Below are 15,444 nucleotides of genomic sequence, written 5' to 3' on the forward strand. Positions count from 1 at the left end.
AGAGAGCCTGCGGGACTGTCCCCAGAAGCCAGTGTCACTGACTGGCCATTCCCCCCCCTTTCTGGATGAAGTTTTCTTAGTCTTTAAAAGCTTTTAAAAACATAAGAAGATCTTCTTCTAGCGATCGAGAAAAATTCCTTGTGGGACATCGAAAGCGGGTTCTTTTCACCCAAAGAGTCAGAGGTGATCCACCCAAAGAGTCAGAGGTGAACTCCGGAAATTCACCCAAAGAGTCAGAGACCCTCGGTTCGAGCCTCACTCAAAGAGTCAGAGGTGATCCACCCAAAGAGTCAGAGGTGAACTCCGGAAATTCACCCAAAGAGTCAGAGGTCATTCAAAGAAAAAACGGAGGGAATTCCCTCCGTTTCTGGTGCCGTATATCAGCGAGGTCAGATGGCTTCCTCCCAGCGGTCGAGCTGCGCAGCCACCATAGATGGTTCAAGGTCTGCGAGTTGCCGGGACAGAGCAGATATCGTGATATGACCACCCTTGTAGAGTTCCCACATCCTTGGCTTGAACTGCCGGATGTTGGCCTCCTTCCAATCCTTGGACAGGACCTTGAACGTCATCTCGAAAGCGGCTTCGTTTGGGGTTGGCATGACATCGTTGATGGGCATGAGCTCACGGACAGGCTGTCTGGCTGAGGGCTTTTCCGGAAGACCAGTGACGCTGTTGTACTTCTCCGGACTGATCAGCATGTCGTGTAGCAGGCCTGGGCGGCTGCGAACTTTTCGGCTGTAGTCCGTTTGCAGCAGCCTCTCAAACTGAGCCAGGACCTTCCGAACATGGTCGGACGTCAGTTCCGTGGCCAGCTGAATGGCGCGCTGTTCTCCGAGGTGCGGTTTGAGTAACTGCGCAACTTCTGGATTGACCGGCTGCATTTCTGCTGCGGCGAACGTGTATGACACGGTTTTGTCGTCTCCGCGGCCGCTGTATTCGATGTCTTTCAGATAGCCTGCGCTCTGTAAGGCGGTGTGGGCAGGTTCCAAGGCACGCTGAATCTTCTGCATGCGGTTGAGGGCGGGCAGATGATGCGTCAACCCAAGGTGATCGGCCCAGGCCACCAGTGGCAGTTCCATCCGCAGCGGTATAGGTCCATTGGCAGTTGAGGTGGTCCGCAGAAGCGATAGCGCCCGGTACACACTCCGCCCCATCGGCTGCTTGATCTGACCGAGAATGGCGCTGTTGAGTGGCCTAATGTACCCGATGCGAATGCTTCTGGTCAGCTCCGGGTCCAGACGGATGACCAGCTTCGTCACACCTTGCCACTGACCCGGATTTTTGACAGCCGCGTCTTCAACGTTCTCGACCCAGTGTTTGCTGACGATGGACAGTTTGACGCTCCGCGCGTGCTGTTTGCCCTCATCAAGCCAGGCCTCGCTGATCTTGAGAGCGGTCCATTGAAGCCGCTCAAGGGAATCCTCAAGCCGGTGAAAGACGCGCTCACAGTACGGGAGTCCGCTCAGGCGAACGAGTTCAGACGCGGTCAGCCGGATTTCGCCTCCAGGCTCCACATTCTGCAGTACGGCCCCCGTGATCAGGCCCATCAAGACGTCATTGTCCAGACCGTGTGGAACTACGTGGCCGTTGGCGGCAGTGCACTCGATGGCAATTTCTCCAAACGCGTCCAACTGGAGTTTCTTCTGCCAGTGCTGTAGCTTGGTTCTGTTGGTTGCCAGAATGACGTTCAGTCGAGCCAAGTTCAGCTCGTCGTGGTACTGCGCCTGACGACTCGGCTTCATGGGCAGCCCTTTTGACACCATGGCATCAGCATAAGGTCTGAGAGCAATTCGATCTGCGTTGTCATGCCGGCACCGTCCCACGTGTAGGGGTGATCGCCGCACCGTGCTGATGGCCCTACAGGGAACGGTTGAGACGGAGCTCCCTGTCGCTCAGACGGAGAGCGCTTCGCGGACATGCTTCGAGGTGTAGTCCGCCCAGTGCTGGCGGTGAACTTCGTTCGCTACATCCAAGTCGTGCGTATGCTGGCGCAGCGCTTGGAGCATGACTCTGCACGGGACATTGGTGTCCGCCTGGTCCGCAAGGAGCAACGCAGTATTGAATGCACTTAAGGCCTCTTTGTCCGCCTCAGTGCCCATGCAATGGGCAGCATTGAAGGTTGACTGGCCTGGGAAGATGGCCCAATTGACTTCCAACTCGTCGGTTGACCAGTAGGCGGCCAAGTACCCGTCCTCGTCACGGATCATGACGTCACCGCTTCCTACACGGATCCTGAGAGCGCGGGAGCGCACGTGCAGGAACTCAGATGGCGTATCCATGTCCTGTAAGGCCTCCAGATGCGGCAGCAGCGCCTGAAGCAATTGTTCTTCGAGGTACGGTACGATCTGTGGCACGAGGAAGACGCTATCCAGTTCGACGCGACCACACGGATACACCGTGAGGTCTGGCGTGGCGTGATGATCGGAGAGCTCCGGGATCACCGCCACGAATCCGCAGGCCACGGCGTGCTTGTCGGGTAGTAGGTGCACCGTACCAACAGGCGTCGGGATGCGCGTGACGGGCAGGGCGGAGTGCGGTCGGGTCCGCATGTTGCGCGGGCTGCTGCTGGCGTTGCCAGGAAGCGGCGGACCAGTAAAGGGGACGACATGTGAGCTGTTAGCCATCGCCGAAACCTCAGATGGAGAGGGCGCGCCGCACATGTTGTACGGTGAATTGCGCCCAGTGTTGCTGATGGTGAAGCGTCACCCGTTGCCTGTCCTCCCGCTGGATTTGAAGCGCGGCCAGTCCGATGGCGATGGGTGTCAGCCGGTACGGCTGCTGATAGGCCGCTGTGAGCTGCTGGTGGAAGACGCCCAGCGCCATCTGGTTCTGCTCTGTAAAGGGGCATGTGGGCTGTAAGTCCAGTGCGGATGTGCTGTCCTGAAACGTGGCCCAGCGATGCTCGTGCTGACCTGACTCCCAGAAAACCGTCAGATAGGCATCCTCTTCGCGGATAGCTGCTTCGCCTGTGCCGACGGCCATGCGGACTATCTGTTCACCCACGCCGAGCATGCCCTCTGGTACGGGCAGGGCGCGCAGTTGATCCAGGTGGAGTGATACCACACTCTGAATCTCCAACTCCAGGAAGGGTTGCAGAGCGTGATGCAGGTACACCCCGTCAAATTGCACCTGACCGCAGGGACGGACGGTGACAGCGGGAGTGGCATGGTGCGGGGAGAGCCGGGGATGAACCGCTAGGAATCCCGTAGCGAGTGGATCGCGGCCGCGGATGAGGTGCAGCGTTCCGACGTCAGTGTGCAGGCGGCACGTGAGGGCGCGAGCGGCGTCTCTTGCGTCTCCGGTCACAGGCCTACGGGATGTTGTCGGGATCGTCATGAGCCCCGCACGAGGGCTCAGCTCCTGGGGGTACAGGGAGGTCATCCGGTGGGTGGGTGTCATACGGCCATCCGGAGATCCGCTGTAACCCTCGCGGCGCCGCGCTCGAGCACGTGGCACGTAGTTGCCGTGGCGTCGTGACCGATCACGTCCGGTCGCCTCCCAGTCTCCCCGTCCGTCGTTGCATGACCGGATGCTAAGGGGGAAGTGAAGCGATCGGCTGACAGGCAACCGACCAATCAATGTGAAAATGATGAGTTCAAGAGTGACGTGATGGAAACCGGACCACGAATCGCCGTTCCATGCCATCTACCGAAAGGGCCGCAGTGCCCTTGGATGTATCCATGGGGCCACTGCGGCCCGTGCCACAACGGGGCGGCGAAGCCGAAGCCTCCGGTTATGTAGTAAGCTAAACACGCCATGCTCCCACACCGCGTTAACGGCTGGGAGCGTGGAAAGCACCTTCAGGGAGGTGATGCGAGGTGGAGAGTACAACGCTCCGGGCGTTCAAGTACAGGCTGTATCCCACGAAGGCGCAGATCGCCTCCCTGGACACCACGTTGACCCTCTGCCAACGCCTGTACAACGGCATGCTCGAAGAGCGGCGCGGCGCGTATCAGAAAGCGGGCAAGTCGCTGACGGCCTACGACCAGATGAAATCCCTGCCCGAAGTGAAGGCCGCGCTCCCGGAATACGCCGGGGTCAACGCTCAGGTGTTGCAGGACGTGGCCAAGCGGCTGGACAAATCCTTTAAGGGCTTCTTTCGCCGCGTCAAAGCGGGCCAGAAGGCCGGATACCCGAGATTCAGGAACCGGGATCGCTACGACTCGTTTACGTACCCGCAGCCCAGCCAGAACAGCGTCTCCGGCAACGGGAAGCACGTCTACCTGCCCAAGATCGGCAACGTGCGGATCAAGCTGCACCGCCCGTTCTCCGGCAAGCTCAGGACGCTGGCCGTGAAGCGGGAGGGGCAGGAGTGGTACGCGGTCCTCACCTGCGAAATCCCCAGGCCCGCACCACTGCCACAGACGGGGAACGCTGTGGGCATCGATCTGGGGGTGAGGCACCTCATCGTCACCTCGGACGGGGACTTCGAGGACAACCCACGCCCGCTCCGCACCGCACAGAAACGGCTCCGGGTGCTGCAACGCTCGCTGAGCCGAAAGAAGCGCGGCAGCAAACGGCGACACAAGGCCAGGCAGGCCGTCGCCAGGTTGCACCTGAAGGTCAAGCGGCAACGCGACGACCTGCACCATAAGGCGGCGGTCAAGCTCGTTCGGGCGAACGACTGGATCGCGTACGAGAACCTGAGCATCACCGGGCTGGCCCGAACCCGCATGGCACGGAGCGTACTGGACGCGGGGTGGGGCAGCCTGATCGAGAAACTGATCTCCAAAGCGGAAGAAGCTGGGAGAACAGTGGTGGGCGTTCATCCCGCGTACACCTCGCAGGACTGCCAGCTGTGTGGACACCGAGAGAAACACTCGCTGTCCGTGCGGGAGTTCACCTGCAAGGGGTGCGGGGCGTTCCTGAACCGGGACGTGAATGCCGCCAAGAACATCCTGGCATGGTCGATGCCTTCGTGGACTCAAGGTGGCTCAGTGGAGCGTGCCTGTCCCGAGAAGCCCCGCTCTTCAGAGCTAGGGTAGTTCACTGGGCCTCCAGCATCTTTCTCTTCAGTCCTTTGGGCGTCAGATTGCCTTCCAGCAGGTCGCGGGTCGCCCGCTCCACTTCTTCAAGGGTCCCCATCATGGGATAGAGCGCAGTGGTGGTCGGCCGAATCCCGTAGGTCACCAGAATTGAGCGTGCCCGGAAGTGGTACGTGTCGTTCCGGTGCGAGAGCAGACCGTACGCAATTCGAACTGCGGAAATGGGTTGCCGCCAGAGCGTGACTTCACCAACCTGTTGAAGGAGGTCCTTTTTCTTTCGACGGCTGCCTCCCGGGTCACTCTGGATGAATGAAAAATCCCTGCGGAGGTCGAAGTCCAGTGCCCTCAGCACCAAGTCACACGCGTAGACCGGTGGTAGCGTGACGTCATCGAACACGAGATTCTGCTGGCCGACCTTCATGACATGCCTAACGGCAAACGAACAGGCGCCAATAGGGTCAGGCATCAAGGCCAGATAGGCCGCCGCCGTGGGATGCCAACGCTGCAGCAGTTTCGCCAGGCCGGGCGCACTTGCATAGCGGCGTTTGTCCGCCTCAGCAAAGACCTGGCGCAGCTTCGATTCAAATGTTGCAACCGAAAAATCCTCTGGAGCTGCCCAACTCAACGCGAGTTCGAGCCCGGCCCCGAGAGACAGCACACGCACATCGAGCAACTCGTCGGGGAGGTCACCCAGGCGTTCCAGAACGCCAGCTGCTGATGAAAACTCACCGCGTCCCAGATGAGCGGTCGCGCTGACCCATTTGACGAACGCATGCTGCCACTGATAGATCCGGAGGCCATCGTCATCTGATTGCCCGCAGATTTGCAGCGCCGCCGCGAAGTAGGCCGCTCGCTCGTCTGCCTCCTTGCCCTCACGGGGTGTTGCAGTGGCCATCATCAGAGCCCGCATCGCCTCGGTGATCCAACCGAACGGCTCTTCCCCAAGTGCGGTGGGCGGCACTTCGCCGGTCAGGCCACCGATACCCCAGAGTGCGGCATTGCGCTGCATCATGGAGTGCGCGCGCACCTGATAGGCTCCATCCGTGCGTTCTGCCAGGCTGATGAGGATGCTTTCTGCCTCTGCATAGTTACCCAGGATATAGAGGCTGTTGGCGAGGGCGAGTTCTGTGTAACGCCACGAATATCGAAATCCCTTTTTTCGGTCGTCCTGTACGAGAGCCGCTGTTGTTTCCACATGCCCGGCCGTGGAGTGACAGGAAATCAGGATTGCTCTTGCCCGTGCAGTAGATACGACAGCATTCATTTCTTCGGCAATGAAGAGAGCCTGTGATGCAAAACGGATCGCTTGATTAAAATCCTGCTCGTTCAAAGAGAGAATAGAGAGAGAAATATAGATTCCAATCTGGGCTTCCATGGCCAAGTCGTTCATGGTCAGTTTGCCCAGTCGGTCAAGTGCAAAGTCCAGAGCTCCCCGCATTTCTGCAACTCGCACGTGCATTTGGGGCCCACCTTCTTGGAGCACTTTCACCGAACGCCGGTAGATGGCAAATCCTTTGGCCATCTCATTCGCAACGACATCATTCATGGACAGGCAATGCTTAATGAGCCGATCCATTTGCGGCGTGGAGCGCCAGTATGACACGACAAGTGCTCGAATATATGACTCGGTCGTTCCGAGATCTTCGAGTGCTTCCACTATTTTTTCTGGGGGAACGGAATCTTCCAGTTGTTCCAAGAACCAATCTTGAAAAATGTGAGATGATCCAAGGTCAATTCCGTGAACGTCCATTCAGTACCTCTTCCTGGTATGGATAACTCTTCAGTCGTGGTCGGTGGAGAGTGAGCCACAACAACCAGCACCGCTGGTCGCAAAGCTTTTTCCGTCGGCTGCATATGCCAACGCCGCACTCAAGGCGATAACGACAATCAAAAGGTAGGCGGCGAGCTTCTTAAACATAATGACTCCTGTGTGTGCTTGGACATTGATTTTGTTAAAATGGTTGCCGGTCCAGATCAGTGATATGTGCAGTACAGAAAATATTGCCGTCATCTTCCGAAATACAGACAGAAACTGAGTCAATGCCCAAAATCAGTAAACAGACAGCCATCTTCTCAACCATGACGATCGACTAGCCCAGCCAGCCCGCGAGCACCGTTCGGGCCAGAGCCAACTGATCCTTCTGGAATGGGTACTCAATACCAGCCGCTGCGAAGATCTGCTTACTCCCTGTCGTTGCGCCCAACAGCATACTGGACTTCAGTCGTTCTAGAGCCGCATCGCGGTCTTGCTCGAATGCGTGTACGAACTGCAGCGCCGCGATCATCGCAATCGCGAAATCCACGTTGTAGAAAGCGAATCGGAAGGTATGCGGCTTCTGCCAACCTTTCTTCAGGATATCTTCGAGCCCGCTCCAGTCCACACCTGAGGTCCGGATCAACCGGAGGTATTGCGCGTCGATCTCCTCGGTGGTCGGCTGCTGCTCCTGCTGATACACCCAGAGTTCCAGTCGAGTTCTTTCCTCAACATCGCGGAAGCGTTCCATGATGCGCTCAGCAGTGGAGCGTAAATACCACGTGCGCTCTTCTTCCGCAATGTCGTGGAGCTCAAAAAACTCCAACAGACCGATGTATGTGAAGACGAACGCGTAAAACTCTTGGACTTCCCAGAAATTCATGAAATCCCAGAACACATGCTCCGGGTTGCTGGAAATACTGTGATTGTGAACGGCATGACCCACTTCATGCAGAAGCCCCCGGAAGAGATTGACCCCACCTGTGAAATTACAGACCAGGACCGACCGGCCTTCTGCCATAAAATGAGCGCAGATGTTGCCATTCGGTTTTCCAGGTCTGGGCGCCAGATCAAATCCATCATGTCGCTGGATTTGACGGACCACCTCTCCAAATTGAGCGTCTAGGCTGTTCAGGACTTTCAGTGCCGTTGGCACGTACTGGTCCAGGGGCAGATCGAAAGATTTTGGTTCAACAAGTGCGACGCGCAGGTCCCATGGCCGTAGGGCGGTGACCCCCAACACCTTCGCGCGGTGGTTATGCAGGGAAGTATCAACGTCACGGTAAACATCACTGATCGTCCGTAGCAGCTCTTCCGTACCAGCAATGGTGTCTTGGCGGTCCTGCCAGATGTATGCGGCGTAATTGGGGTGGCCGGCCTCCACCGCCATCGCCCGGCGGACGCTGAGGATCTTCTCGAAGAGGTCATCGAGCCCTGGAGCAGACGCCAGTTCAACCGCCTTGACAGCGTGCCAGACCGCTTCACGTTCGTTGCGGTCTTGGCTTTCGCGCAGGAGGCGGTCAGCGTCCGCCATCGTCAGTACTGTTCTCCCAAGCTCAAAGTGGTGTTGGCTGACGACATCCTGGTATTGCTTCGTGAGACGGCTGAATTCCTGGTTCAGTTCAGCCATGCGAGGAGAGGGAGGCGGCGCACTGGCGATGAGTCGGGAAACGGCTGGGTTGACGGATTCGACGCCCGTCTGGACAGCCTGCTCTCTCAGGCGTGAATCGAGTTGCTCCAGTTCGGGTAACCAGTATTGCGTAAAGCGCTTGTGCAGGGCGTCGGTGGTCTGATCACCCGGGCGCTGATACTGTCCGACGATTTGCTCGATCCAGAGCGTTTGGACACGCATTTTGAGATGGCTCCAGGTTTTAAACCAGGAGGGCAGGGTGGATTGATCTCCGGTCACCTCGATCAGAGCCCGGTGGTCATCCATGAGCGCTTGTGCCCTGGCATCCAGGTCTTCGAGCGGGGTGGACATGACTTAAACTATAGCGGCACATGCCTCGTTTACGCCGTCGTGATCACATGTTGGCCACCGTGCCGGCCGTCATCTTGACGGCGGTGGCGTCCACTCATATCTGGCGTTGGCATCACGAGACTGTCAGTGCGTGGCGGGGTGGAGGCTTTGGCATGTACTCGACGATGAGTGATCAACGGGGCCGCCGAGTGTTCATTTTCATTCGTGATCAGCATGGTGAATGGCAGCGAGCGGAGCCACCTCAGGATATGCGGCGGTTCAACGAGACGATTATGGTGCGAGCGTCTCGGCTTAACCTCATGACGTACGGTCGTCAGATAGCGTGCAATCCAGAAATTAGATATAAATATCCCGCATTGAAGTCTGTCCGAGTGGACTTTAGGGAAATCTCATTTGACGCTAAATTATATACGGTTACAAATTCTTTGAAGGAATCCATCATAATTGAGCCCTGTCGTTAATAAATTCGGTGTAAAAAATCTACTCGACTCCTTGGATGCATGGCAAGTGGTTTGCCTCATGACTCTTTTTACATTATTGACGTTCAACGGATTAAACAAGCAAATCGAAATAATATATGGCTGTGTATTTGTATTTGCAGCTATCTTTCGTAGCGTTCTTGATAAAGATTTATTTTGGTTCGTGATCTTGTTGTTAGTTTTGATGCCTGCGGTGATTGACTGGTGGTCACTTGGCGGGCACGCATTCCTTCTGCTGTATTGGATTATCGCTATTTTCCTTTCATTTTTTTCGAAAGATAGATTGAATTTTATCAGCAAGGCGGGTCAATATCTAATCGGCTGTGCGTTTCTCTTCGCGTCTGTTTGGAAATTTATATCTCCAGAGTTTGTTAGCGGGGATGTGATGAAGTATTTCATGACTACAACCGTTCCGATGGGGGTAACAACAAGCCCTTTCACTGGTCTGGATCGATACAGTTTGTCGGTAAATATCAGAAACATCAACCAGTTATTGCTACAAGATAGCACTCAGACTGTAAAATTGGTTGGTCGATTTAGTGTCGATCGCCCGGCCGAACTGTTTACTATGGCTACTCAGTTCATAGAATTAATGATCGCCTCTGTCTTTATTATCCCAACGCCAAGTAAATGGCTGTTTATCAGGGAAATACTTCTAATTTTCTTCTTCCTGACGGCATATATCATTATGCCTGTTCCCGGATTTGCTGTTCTTTTTTCTTGTATCGGCTTCGTATTTTCTCGATCAAGTTATTCAAAGCTGTTTTTCTTGGCTGCATTTTTCATATGGCAAATCTTCACTTTGCCATTTCTTGAATGAATCATCGAAATGAGATTCGAGATGCACTGGGTGTTTCGTAACAGACCAGCGCCTCTTGCAACAAAGGGCGCTGATCCGAGTGGTCGATATGGTCTGGCTAAGTTCAGGATCCCGAGCCGATACTGTTCATCATGGTCGTCATCGGCAGGAATACCGACACCACGATGACCCCCACCACACCGCCGAGGAAGACGATCAGGATCGGCTCGATGGCGGTCGTCAGGCCTTCGACCTGGGTGGTCACCTCGTCGTTGTACATCTCCCCAAGGTAGTTCAGTGTTTCCTTGAGTTTGCTCTTGTCCTCGGCCGCGCGGAATTGCAGCCAGTACTGCTCAGGGAACTGTCTGGGATTCCCGGCCATGACGGGGAACATGGGGAGGCCATCGATCGCCTGGGCGCGCATCTCCCGGAAGTGCTTCTGATAGACGTCGTTCGCGGCGAGCTGTGCGGTGATGGAGAGTGCGTCATCAAGGGGGATGCTGTTCTTCAGCATCACGGACAGGCCGCGGCTGACGCGCGCGAGAATGAACGTCCGGGTCATCGGGCCGACCAGGGGCAACCGGAGGATCCACTCGTCAATGCGGTAATGGCCGTCCGGAGTGGTGCGGTACCACCGGAAGAGCAGCATGGTCCCCACGATCACCCCCACGACCCCCAGCGTGACCAGCGGGTTCGAGGCGAGCTCACTGATCTGCTTCACGACCCTGGTGAGTGGTGGCAGTTCCGCCTTCAGGCCGTCCAGGATGCCCATGAACGTGGGGACGACCTTGGCCATGATGAAGTACGTCACGATGAAGCACGCGGCCATGATGATGGCGGGGAGGGTCAGGCCTTTCTTGACCATGCCCGCGATCCGCAGCTGCCACTTGTACATCTCGCTCAGCTCTTTGAGGCTCGGCGCAATGTTGCCGCCTTCAGCGCCCATGCGGATGAAGGCGACGAACACCGGATCGAACGCATGCGCGTACTGCTTGCGGGCCACCACTTCGTCCAGGGGATGGCCTTCGTCGACTTCCTTGCGGATACTCTCAATGGCAGCGCGAAGCTGTCGGTTGGTGGTGGTCCTGGCGGCCACGCCCAACGCCTCGCTCTGCGCGACACTCCCCGATCCGAGGAGCTGCGCGAACTGCTGCGTGAACATGGCCCGATCCTTCAGGCTGGGGGGGCGGTTCTCCCACGGCATGGTGATGTCCTGGTTCCGGGTGATGCTGGTGACCTGCACGCCCATGCCGGTCACCATCTTCTGGGCTTCCTCCTCCGTCGCGGCGACGATCTTGCCCTTGCGTTCGGCGCCGCGAGTGTCGAAGCCCTTGTAATTCCAGGTTTTCATGCGGCCAGCAGGCTCACGGCTGGGAGGAGCCAGGCCGCCCCGAGCAGGGCGGCGCCGAGCAGCCAATCCAGGCACACGGGGCGGGCGGCGGTGGCCAGCGCAATCACGGGGCGTCTCATTCGGGCATCCACGCGTACGCGATGGGGTAGACACGGCCCTGCGTGTCCTTCGCCTGCCAGGTGATCGTGATGGGCGCAGTGGACCGCGTCAGGACGGAGATCGTGCCGACCAGCATCGCGCGGGGCATGAGTACACCGTTCGTGCCGCCGCTGCTGTCCCGCTGCGCGAGCTGCGCTTCGACCGGCTGGCCGTTCTGGTAGGCGCGCAGGGAGGCAGGGTCGATCTGCATGGCCTGGCTGCTGCTGATGTTGCTGAGCGAGTAGGTGACGTTGGTGCCACGCCCCCGGAAGTTCAGGCGCAGGTACTCGGGGACGAGCGTCGTGGTTGGCGTGTACTGCGCCTGCTGTGCCTGCGGGGCCATGGTGGGGGCCGGCGTGGCGGGTGCGGGGGTCACTTGTGGAGCCGTCGCGGTCGGCGTGAAGGCGGTGGCAGCGGCCGGGAAGGCACTGGTATTGGCCGGGAACGCACTGGGAGCGGTCGGGAACGCGGCCTGCTGGAACAGGTTATTCGCCGAAGGGAAGGCTGCCGGTGCTGGTGCGGTGGGTTGCTGGAGAGGGGCTGCCGCAGTGGGGAAGTTCGCCAGAGTCGGCGCGGGGGTATTCACCGCTGCCGTGCTCGGTGCCGTCCAATTCATGGCGGGTGCAGAGGCTACGGGCAGGGCAGAGGCCAAGGTCGGCGCCACAGTGCTCGGGACACTGATGGCTGCTGCTGGACTGGTGGGGAAGGTCTGGGCCTGGGGAGCGGCCTGCGGCATGACTGGGAGGGTCACCTGAGGGGCTGCGGCGGGCGTGGTGGAGCGCCCGGACGAGATCGCCTGGGTGATGCGCATCCATTCCGCCTGGTACCGCACGGTCTCCTCCAGGGTGGCCACGCGGATGGGTTGCGGGCTCTGGATGTAGATGCTGATGCCGGTGCCCTCGTAATTCGGCACGAAGTACGTGCCGTTTGCGATGGTCACAGTTCCGTACGGCAGGAGCTGCACGTTCAGGGGCATGACCATCGGCTGGGCGCCGGGCGCGGTCACCACGGCATTGACGGCCGTCTGTGCGGCACTGAGACTGGCGGAGCTGAGGAGGGCGGTCAGGACAACGGTGAGTAACTTCTTCATGGGATACCTCGCTGGGGGCAGTGTGCGTGCAGTAGGGGTGACGACTTAACGGCCGGGGATCTTGATCTGCGTGACGCCCGCGCCTGGGGTCACGGTGGGGACGGCCGGGCCGCGCGTGTCGGACCGGTCGGCGGCCTGCAGGCTGATCAGGAGCACACTGGTGCCCTTCGTGACGCTGGTCTTGCCGAACAGGGCGCCGAGCACAGGGATTTCACTGAGGATCGGCACGCCTTTCTTCGTGGCGCTGTCGTCGGTGGACAGGACGCCGCCCAGCAGGAGGGTCTCGCCGGGCGTGACGGTGGCGATCGTGGTGAGGGTCTGCTTCTCGACGAGGATGGAGTTCTGGACGCCGGCGCGCGGGGTCTGTCCCAGGTTGAGCTGGATCTGGAGTTCCACGCGGCCGTCGGGACTCAGGCGGGGCGTCAGGGTGACGTTCAGGCCGTAGTCGTAGGTTTCGCGGGTCTGCGTGGTGGTGCTCGTTCCACCGCCCGTGCTGGTGTTGGTGACGGGGAGGAGCAGCTGGCCACCATTGCGGAACACACTAGGCCGACCGTCCTGCGCGACGAACGAGGTGTCGAGCAGCGTATTGGCGCGGCCACTGGTGCGAGCCGCCTGGAGTTTCGCTTCGACGCTGACGGGGCTCAGGCCAGCGGCGTACCCGGCGGTGAGGGCGCCGTCCGTGTGCCCGATGCTGAAGCCGCCCACGCCGACCTTCCAGTCGAGGCCCAGGTCTGACCCGTTGCTGCCGCTGATCTGTTCGATGCGCAGCGCCATGCGGACATCAGGCAGTCGCGCGTCGAGATCCTGAATGGTGCGCTTGACGCGGGCCACAGCGTCCGGGTTGCCGGTGAGGACCACACTGCGGGTCCGGTCATCCGCGACCACGCGCACGCCCCCAATCAGGGTCGCGCCCGCGCTCTGCCCTCCGCTCTGACTGGTCGAAGGGGTACCGCCCTGGGTGGTGGATGCCGTCGTGCTGCCCGTCCCCTGGGCTGTCGTGCTGGTGGGGGCCTTCTCGCCACCCTCTGCCTTGGTGCCTTCCTGTACGTACAGGGTGCCCAGCTGCTGCACGAGGGTGGCCGGCGTGGCGTACGCGAGCGAGACGCGCAGGGTGACGTCCTCCATCGTCGGTGCCGGGGTGGGCGCACCCAGACGCACCTGCTGCAGGTAGGCACTGACGCGCACCTGCTCGATCGGCGTGGCGCGCACTTCCAGGCCGCCGCTGACCACGCGGACAGACGCGTTCGGGAAGATCTCCTTCAGGGTCGCGTCCGTCCCGCTGGACACGTCCGGGTACACCACGATGACGCGCATGGCTTCCCGCACTTCAGCGGCACTCAGGGCGGTCTGGAAGGCCGTCAGGTCATCCACGGGTCCCCGCAGGACGTACGTGCCCGCGTCCAGCGGCGTGGGCTTCAGGGTGCTGCTGACACTCGCGGCGATGCGGGTGACGAGGTCAGCACTCAGGGACGTTTGGATGGTGCGCTGCTGCTGCACGTCGGCCGGTGGCACGGCCAGGGGAACGGGGTCCTGGTCAGACCCGGCCACTGGCCGGTCCGGGGCGTCCTTCTCCAGCTGCGCGATGGTGATCTTCGCGGCGTTGAGAGCGGCGGCACTGGGCGCCTGAAGGTACGCGCGGCCGTACGCGGCGAAGAGCTTCACGTCGTGCAGGGCCGCCAGGGTCGTGCGGGCCAGGTCCGGGTCCGTGCGAGTCATGGGTACGCTGTCGGTGATGGTGCCTGAAGCGGCAGGTGTGCTCACCTGGGTCGTGAGGAGGGCCTGCACCTGGGCGACCTGCTCCGCCGTGCCGCTGATGATGCTCGCCTCGCCCACGGGCACGATGGTTGTCCCGGTGAGGGTGGCCAGGCGGGCCGCGTCATCGGCCGTCAGCAGCACGGGGACGGTCACGAGGACGGGCTTGGGCGCAGTGAGCAGGGCATTGATGGCGCCTGGAGGGGCGATGACCAGCGTGTCGCCGATGAGCTGCGCAGCGATCTTGTCGCTGTACAGGCTGAGGAGGCGTTCGAGGGCGGCTTTGCCGGTCAAGCCCTTGATGGAGAGGGTGACGGGCACGCTTGGGATGTCCCGGGAGAGGAGGGTGAGGCCAGTCGCCTTGGCGATGGCGGTCAGGACGGTGGAGAGTGGCGCGCCACTGGGGAGTGTGACGGTGACCGTCTTGGCGAGCTTCGGGTTGCTGGGGAGCGTGACCGCGAGTGCGGGCGTGGCGGTGACGGCCGCCGGGGTGGCGGCGTACGCGGTGAGGGATGCGCTGGACAGGGCCAGCATCAGGGTCAACATGCGGTTCATTCGGCCTCCTGGAGCAGCACGGTGCGCGTGCCACTTGCATCACGGAGTGTGAGTTGCGTAGGGGTGACCGTCACGACCTTCACGCTGGTCCCCGGGATGACCTGACCTGCCGTGACCGTTTCATCCCGGCCACTCACGGTCAGCAGCGCGATGGTCTGGCCGCCCTCGGATTGCACCGAGCCGAGGTACGTCACGGGTGCAGACGTGGGGGTGACGGGCGCAACAGGGGCCGCTGCGGTCTCGCTGGGTGCAGGGGTCAGGACGGTTACAGCGACGGCGCTGCCCGTGCTCTGCGGGCGGGGCGCGGGAAGGACCGTGACGGGCTGTGCGGTAACGGGCAGTGGAGTGACAGGCTCGGGGGCGGGGGGCACGTACCGGGGTGGCGCGTACGTGATCGGTGCGACCTGCACCGGTTTCACCGACTGAACGGGCAGCGGCGTGGGTGCGCTTACGATGGGAGCCGCAGCGACTGGAACCGCAGCGACTGGAGCTGCATCAATGGGAATGACCGTGGGGGTGGCGGTCTGGAAGGGGGCTGGCGCTGATGGCTGCCCGGCACTC

13 protein-coding genes are annotated in these 15,444 nt (G+C 60.1%); 2 read left to right on the plus strand and 11 right to left on the minus strand.

The genetic code is table 11. The annotated features are described in order from the left end of the window. Positions 1–389: 389 nt before the first annotated feature. The 3 genes from CBQ26_RS14125 to CBQ26_RS14135 all read right to left on the minus strand — a co-directional run bounded on the left by CBQ26_RS14125 (position 390) and on the right by CBQ26_RS14135 (position 3,114). Entirely contained in the window at positions 390–1,763 is a 1,374-nt protein-coding gene (locus CBQ26_RS14125; RefSeq protein WP_088249285.1) for a replication initiator protein A, read from the minus strand. A gap of 129 nt (positions 1,764–1,892) precedes the next feature. Further along, on the minus strand, positions 1,893–2,624 hold the full coding sequence (locus CBQ26_RS14130) for a hypothetical protein (RefSeq protein ID WP_143342130.1): 732 nt from the start codon (positions 2,622–2,624) through the stop codon (positions 1,893–1,895). Between the two features lie 10 nt (positions 2,625–2,634). Then, positions 2,635–3,114, minus strand: coding sequence for a hypothetical protein (locus tag CBQ26_RS14135; protein ID WP_143342131.1), 480 nt, complete (start codon positions 3,112–3,114; stop codon positions 2,635–2,637). A gap of 704 nt (positions 3,115–3,818) precedes the next feature. Here CBQ26_RS14135 and CBQ26_RS14140 point away from each other — a divergent pair. Beyond that, a complete protein-coding gene (locus tag CBQ26_RS14140; RefSeq protein WP_088249288.1) occupies positions 3,819–4,985 on the plus strand; it encodes an RNA-guided endonuclease InsQ/TnpB family protein in 1,167 nt (388 codons plus the stop codon). 1 nt (position 4,986) lies between these two features. Here the strand turns inward: CBQ26_RS14140 and CBQ26_RS21420 are convergent, their stop codons facing one another. The 3 genes from CBQ26_RS21420 to CBQ26_RS14150 all read right to left on the minus strand — a co-directional run bounded on the left by CBQ26_RS21420 (position 4,987) and on the right by CBQ26_RS14150 (position 8,719). Next, the gene (locus CBQ26_RS21420) at positions 4,987–6,735 is read right to left on the minus strand and encodes a hypothetical protein (RefSeq protein ID WP_143342132.1); all 1,749 of its coding nucleotides are present in this window, start codon (positions 6,733–6,735) and stop codon (positions 4,987–4,989) included. Positions 6,736–6,765: 30 nt separating this feature from the next. Further along, positions 6,766–6,903 carry a hypothetical protein gene (locus tag CBQ26_RS22230; protein ID WP_216360369.1) on the minus strand — a complete coding sequence of 46 codons (138 nt, stop codon included), beginning with the start codon at positions 6,901–6,903 and terminating at the stop codon, positions 6,766–6,768. Between the two features lie 172 nt (positions 6,904–7,075). Next, positions 7,076–8,719 (minus strand): M3 family metallopeptidase, encoded by a 1,644-nt coding sequence (locus tag CBQ26_RS14150; protein WP_088249290.1) that lies wholly within the window; start codon positions 8,717–8,719, stop codon positions 7,076–7,078. Between the two features lie 444 nt (positions 8,720–9,163). Here CBQ26_RS14150 and CBQ26_RS21425 point away from each other — a divergent pair, with 444 nt between their 5' ends. After that, a complete protein-coding gene (locus CBQ26_RS21425; RefSeq protein WP_143342133.1) occupies positions 9,164–10,018 on the plus strand; it encodes a hypothetical protein in 855 nt (284 codons plus the stop codon). A 103-nt stretch (positions 10,019–10,121) separates the two neighbouring features. Here CBQ26_RS21425 and CBQ26_RS14155 read toward each other — a convergent pair whose 3' ends face one another. From CBQ26_RS14155 to CBQ26_RS21430, 5 genes are read right to left on the minus strand one after another with little or no spacing between them, the layout of a single operon-like run. Beyond that, positions 10,122–11,348, minus strand: coding sequence for a type II secretion system F family protein (locus tag CBQ26_RS14155; RefSeq protein WP_088249291.1), 1,227 nt, complete (start codon positions 11,346–11,348; stop codon positions 10,122–10,124). After that, the gene (locus tag CBQ26_RS22875; protein WP_280522598.1) at positions 11,345–11,467 is read right to left on the minus strand and encodes a hypothetical protein; all 123 of its coding nucleotides are present in this window, start codon (positions 11,465–11,467) and stop codon (positions 11,345–11,347) included. The genes CBQ26_RS14155 and CBQ26_RS22875 overlap by 4 nt, the downstream gene beginning before the upstream one ends. Further along, positions 11,464–12,576, minus strand: a complete 1,113-nt coding sequence (locus tag CBQ26_RS14160; RefSeq protein WP_088249292.1) for a hypothetical protein — start codon at positions 12,574–12,576, stop codon at positions 11,464–11,466. The genes CBQ26_RS22875 and CBQ26_RS14160 overlap by 4 nt, the downstream gene beginning before the upstream one ends. Positions 12,577–12,621: 45 nt before the next feature. Next, entirely contained in the window at positions 12,622–14,883 is a 2,262-nt protein-coding gene (locus CBQ26_RS14165; protein WP_088249293.1) for a type II secretion system protein GspD, read from the minus strand. After that, complete coding sequence (locus tag CBQ26_RS21430; protein ID WP_143342134.1) at positions 14,880–15,293, minus strand: hypothetical protein; 414 nt, start codon at positions 15,291–15,293, stop codon at positions 14,880–14,882. The genes CBQ26_RS14165 and CBQ26_RS21430 overlap by 4 nt, the downstream gene beginning before the upstream one ends. Positions 15,294–15,444 lie beyond the last annotated feature (151 nt).

This window comes from Deinococcus indicus (genome assembly GCF_002198095.1).
Lineage (GTDB): Bacteria > Deinococcota > Deinococci > Deinococcales > Deinococcaceae > Deinococcus > Deinococcus caeni.

What these genes read in the sequence shown, in the direction of transcription:
- CBQ26_RS14125 (WP_088249285.1), bottom strand. Translation starts at nt 1,763, where the DNA reads ATGGTGTCAAAAGGGCTGCCCATGAAGCCGAGTCGTCAGGCGCAGTAC.
- CBQ26_RS14130 (WP_143342130.1), bottom strand. Translation starts at nt 2,624, where the DNA reads ATGGCTAACAGCTCACATGTCGTCCCCTTTACTGGTCCGCCGCTTCCT.
- CBQ26_RS21420 (WP_143342132.1), bottom strand. Translation starts at nt 6,735, where the DNA reads ATGGACGTTCACGGAATTGACCTTGGATCATCTCACATTTTTCAAGAT.
- CBQ26_RS22230 (WP_216360369.1), bottom strand. Translation starts at nt 6,903, where the DNA reads ATGTTTAAGAAGCTCGCCGCCTACCTTTTGATTGTCGTTATCGCCTTG.
- CBQ26_RS14150 (WP_088249290.1), bottom strand. Translation starts at nt 8,719, where the DNA reads ATGTCCACCCCGCTCGAAGACCTGGATGCCAGGGCACAAGCGCTCATG.
- CBQ26_RS14155 (WP_088249291.1), bottom strand. Translation starts at nt 11,348, where the DNA reads ATGAAAACCTGGAATTACAAGGGCTTCGACACTCGCGGCGCCGAACGC.
- CBQ26_RS22875 (WP_280522598.1), bottom strand. Translation starts at nt 11,467, where the DNA reads ATGAGACGCCCCGTGATTGCGCTGGCCACCGCCGCCCGCCCCGTGTGC.
- CBQ26_RS14160 (WP_088249292.1), bottom strand. Translation starts at nt 12,576, where the DNA reads ATGAAGAAGTTACTCACCGTTGTCCTGACCGCCCTCCTCAGCTCCGCC.
- CBQ26_RS14165 (WP_088249293.1), bottom strand. Translation starts at nt 14,883, where the DNA reads ATGAACCGCATGTTGACCCTGATGCTGGCCCTGTCCAGCGCATCCCTC.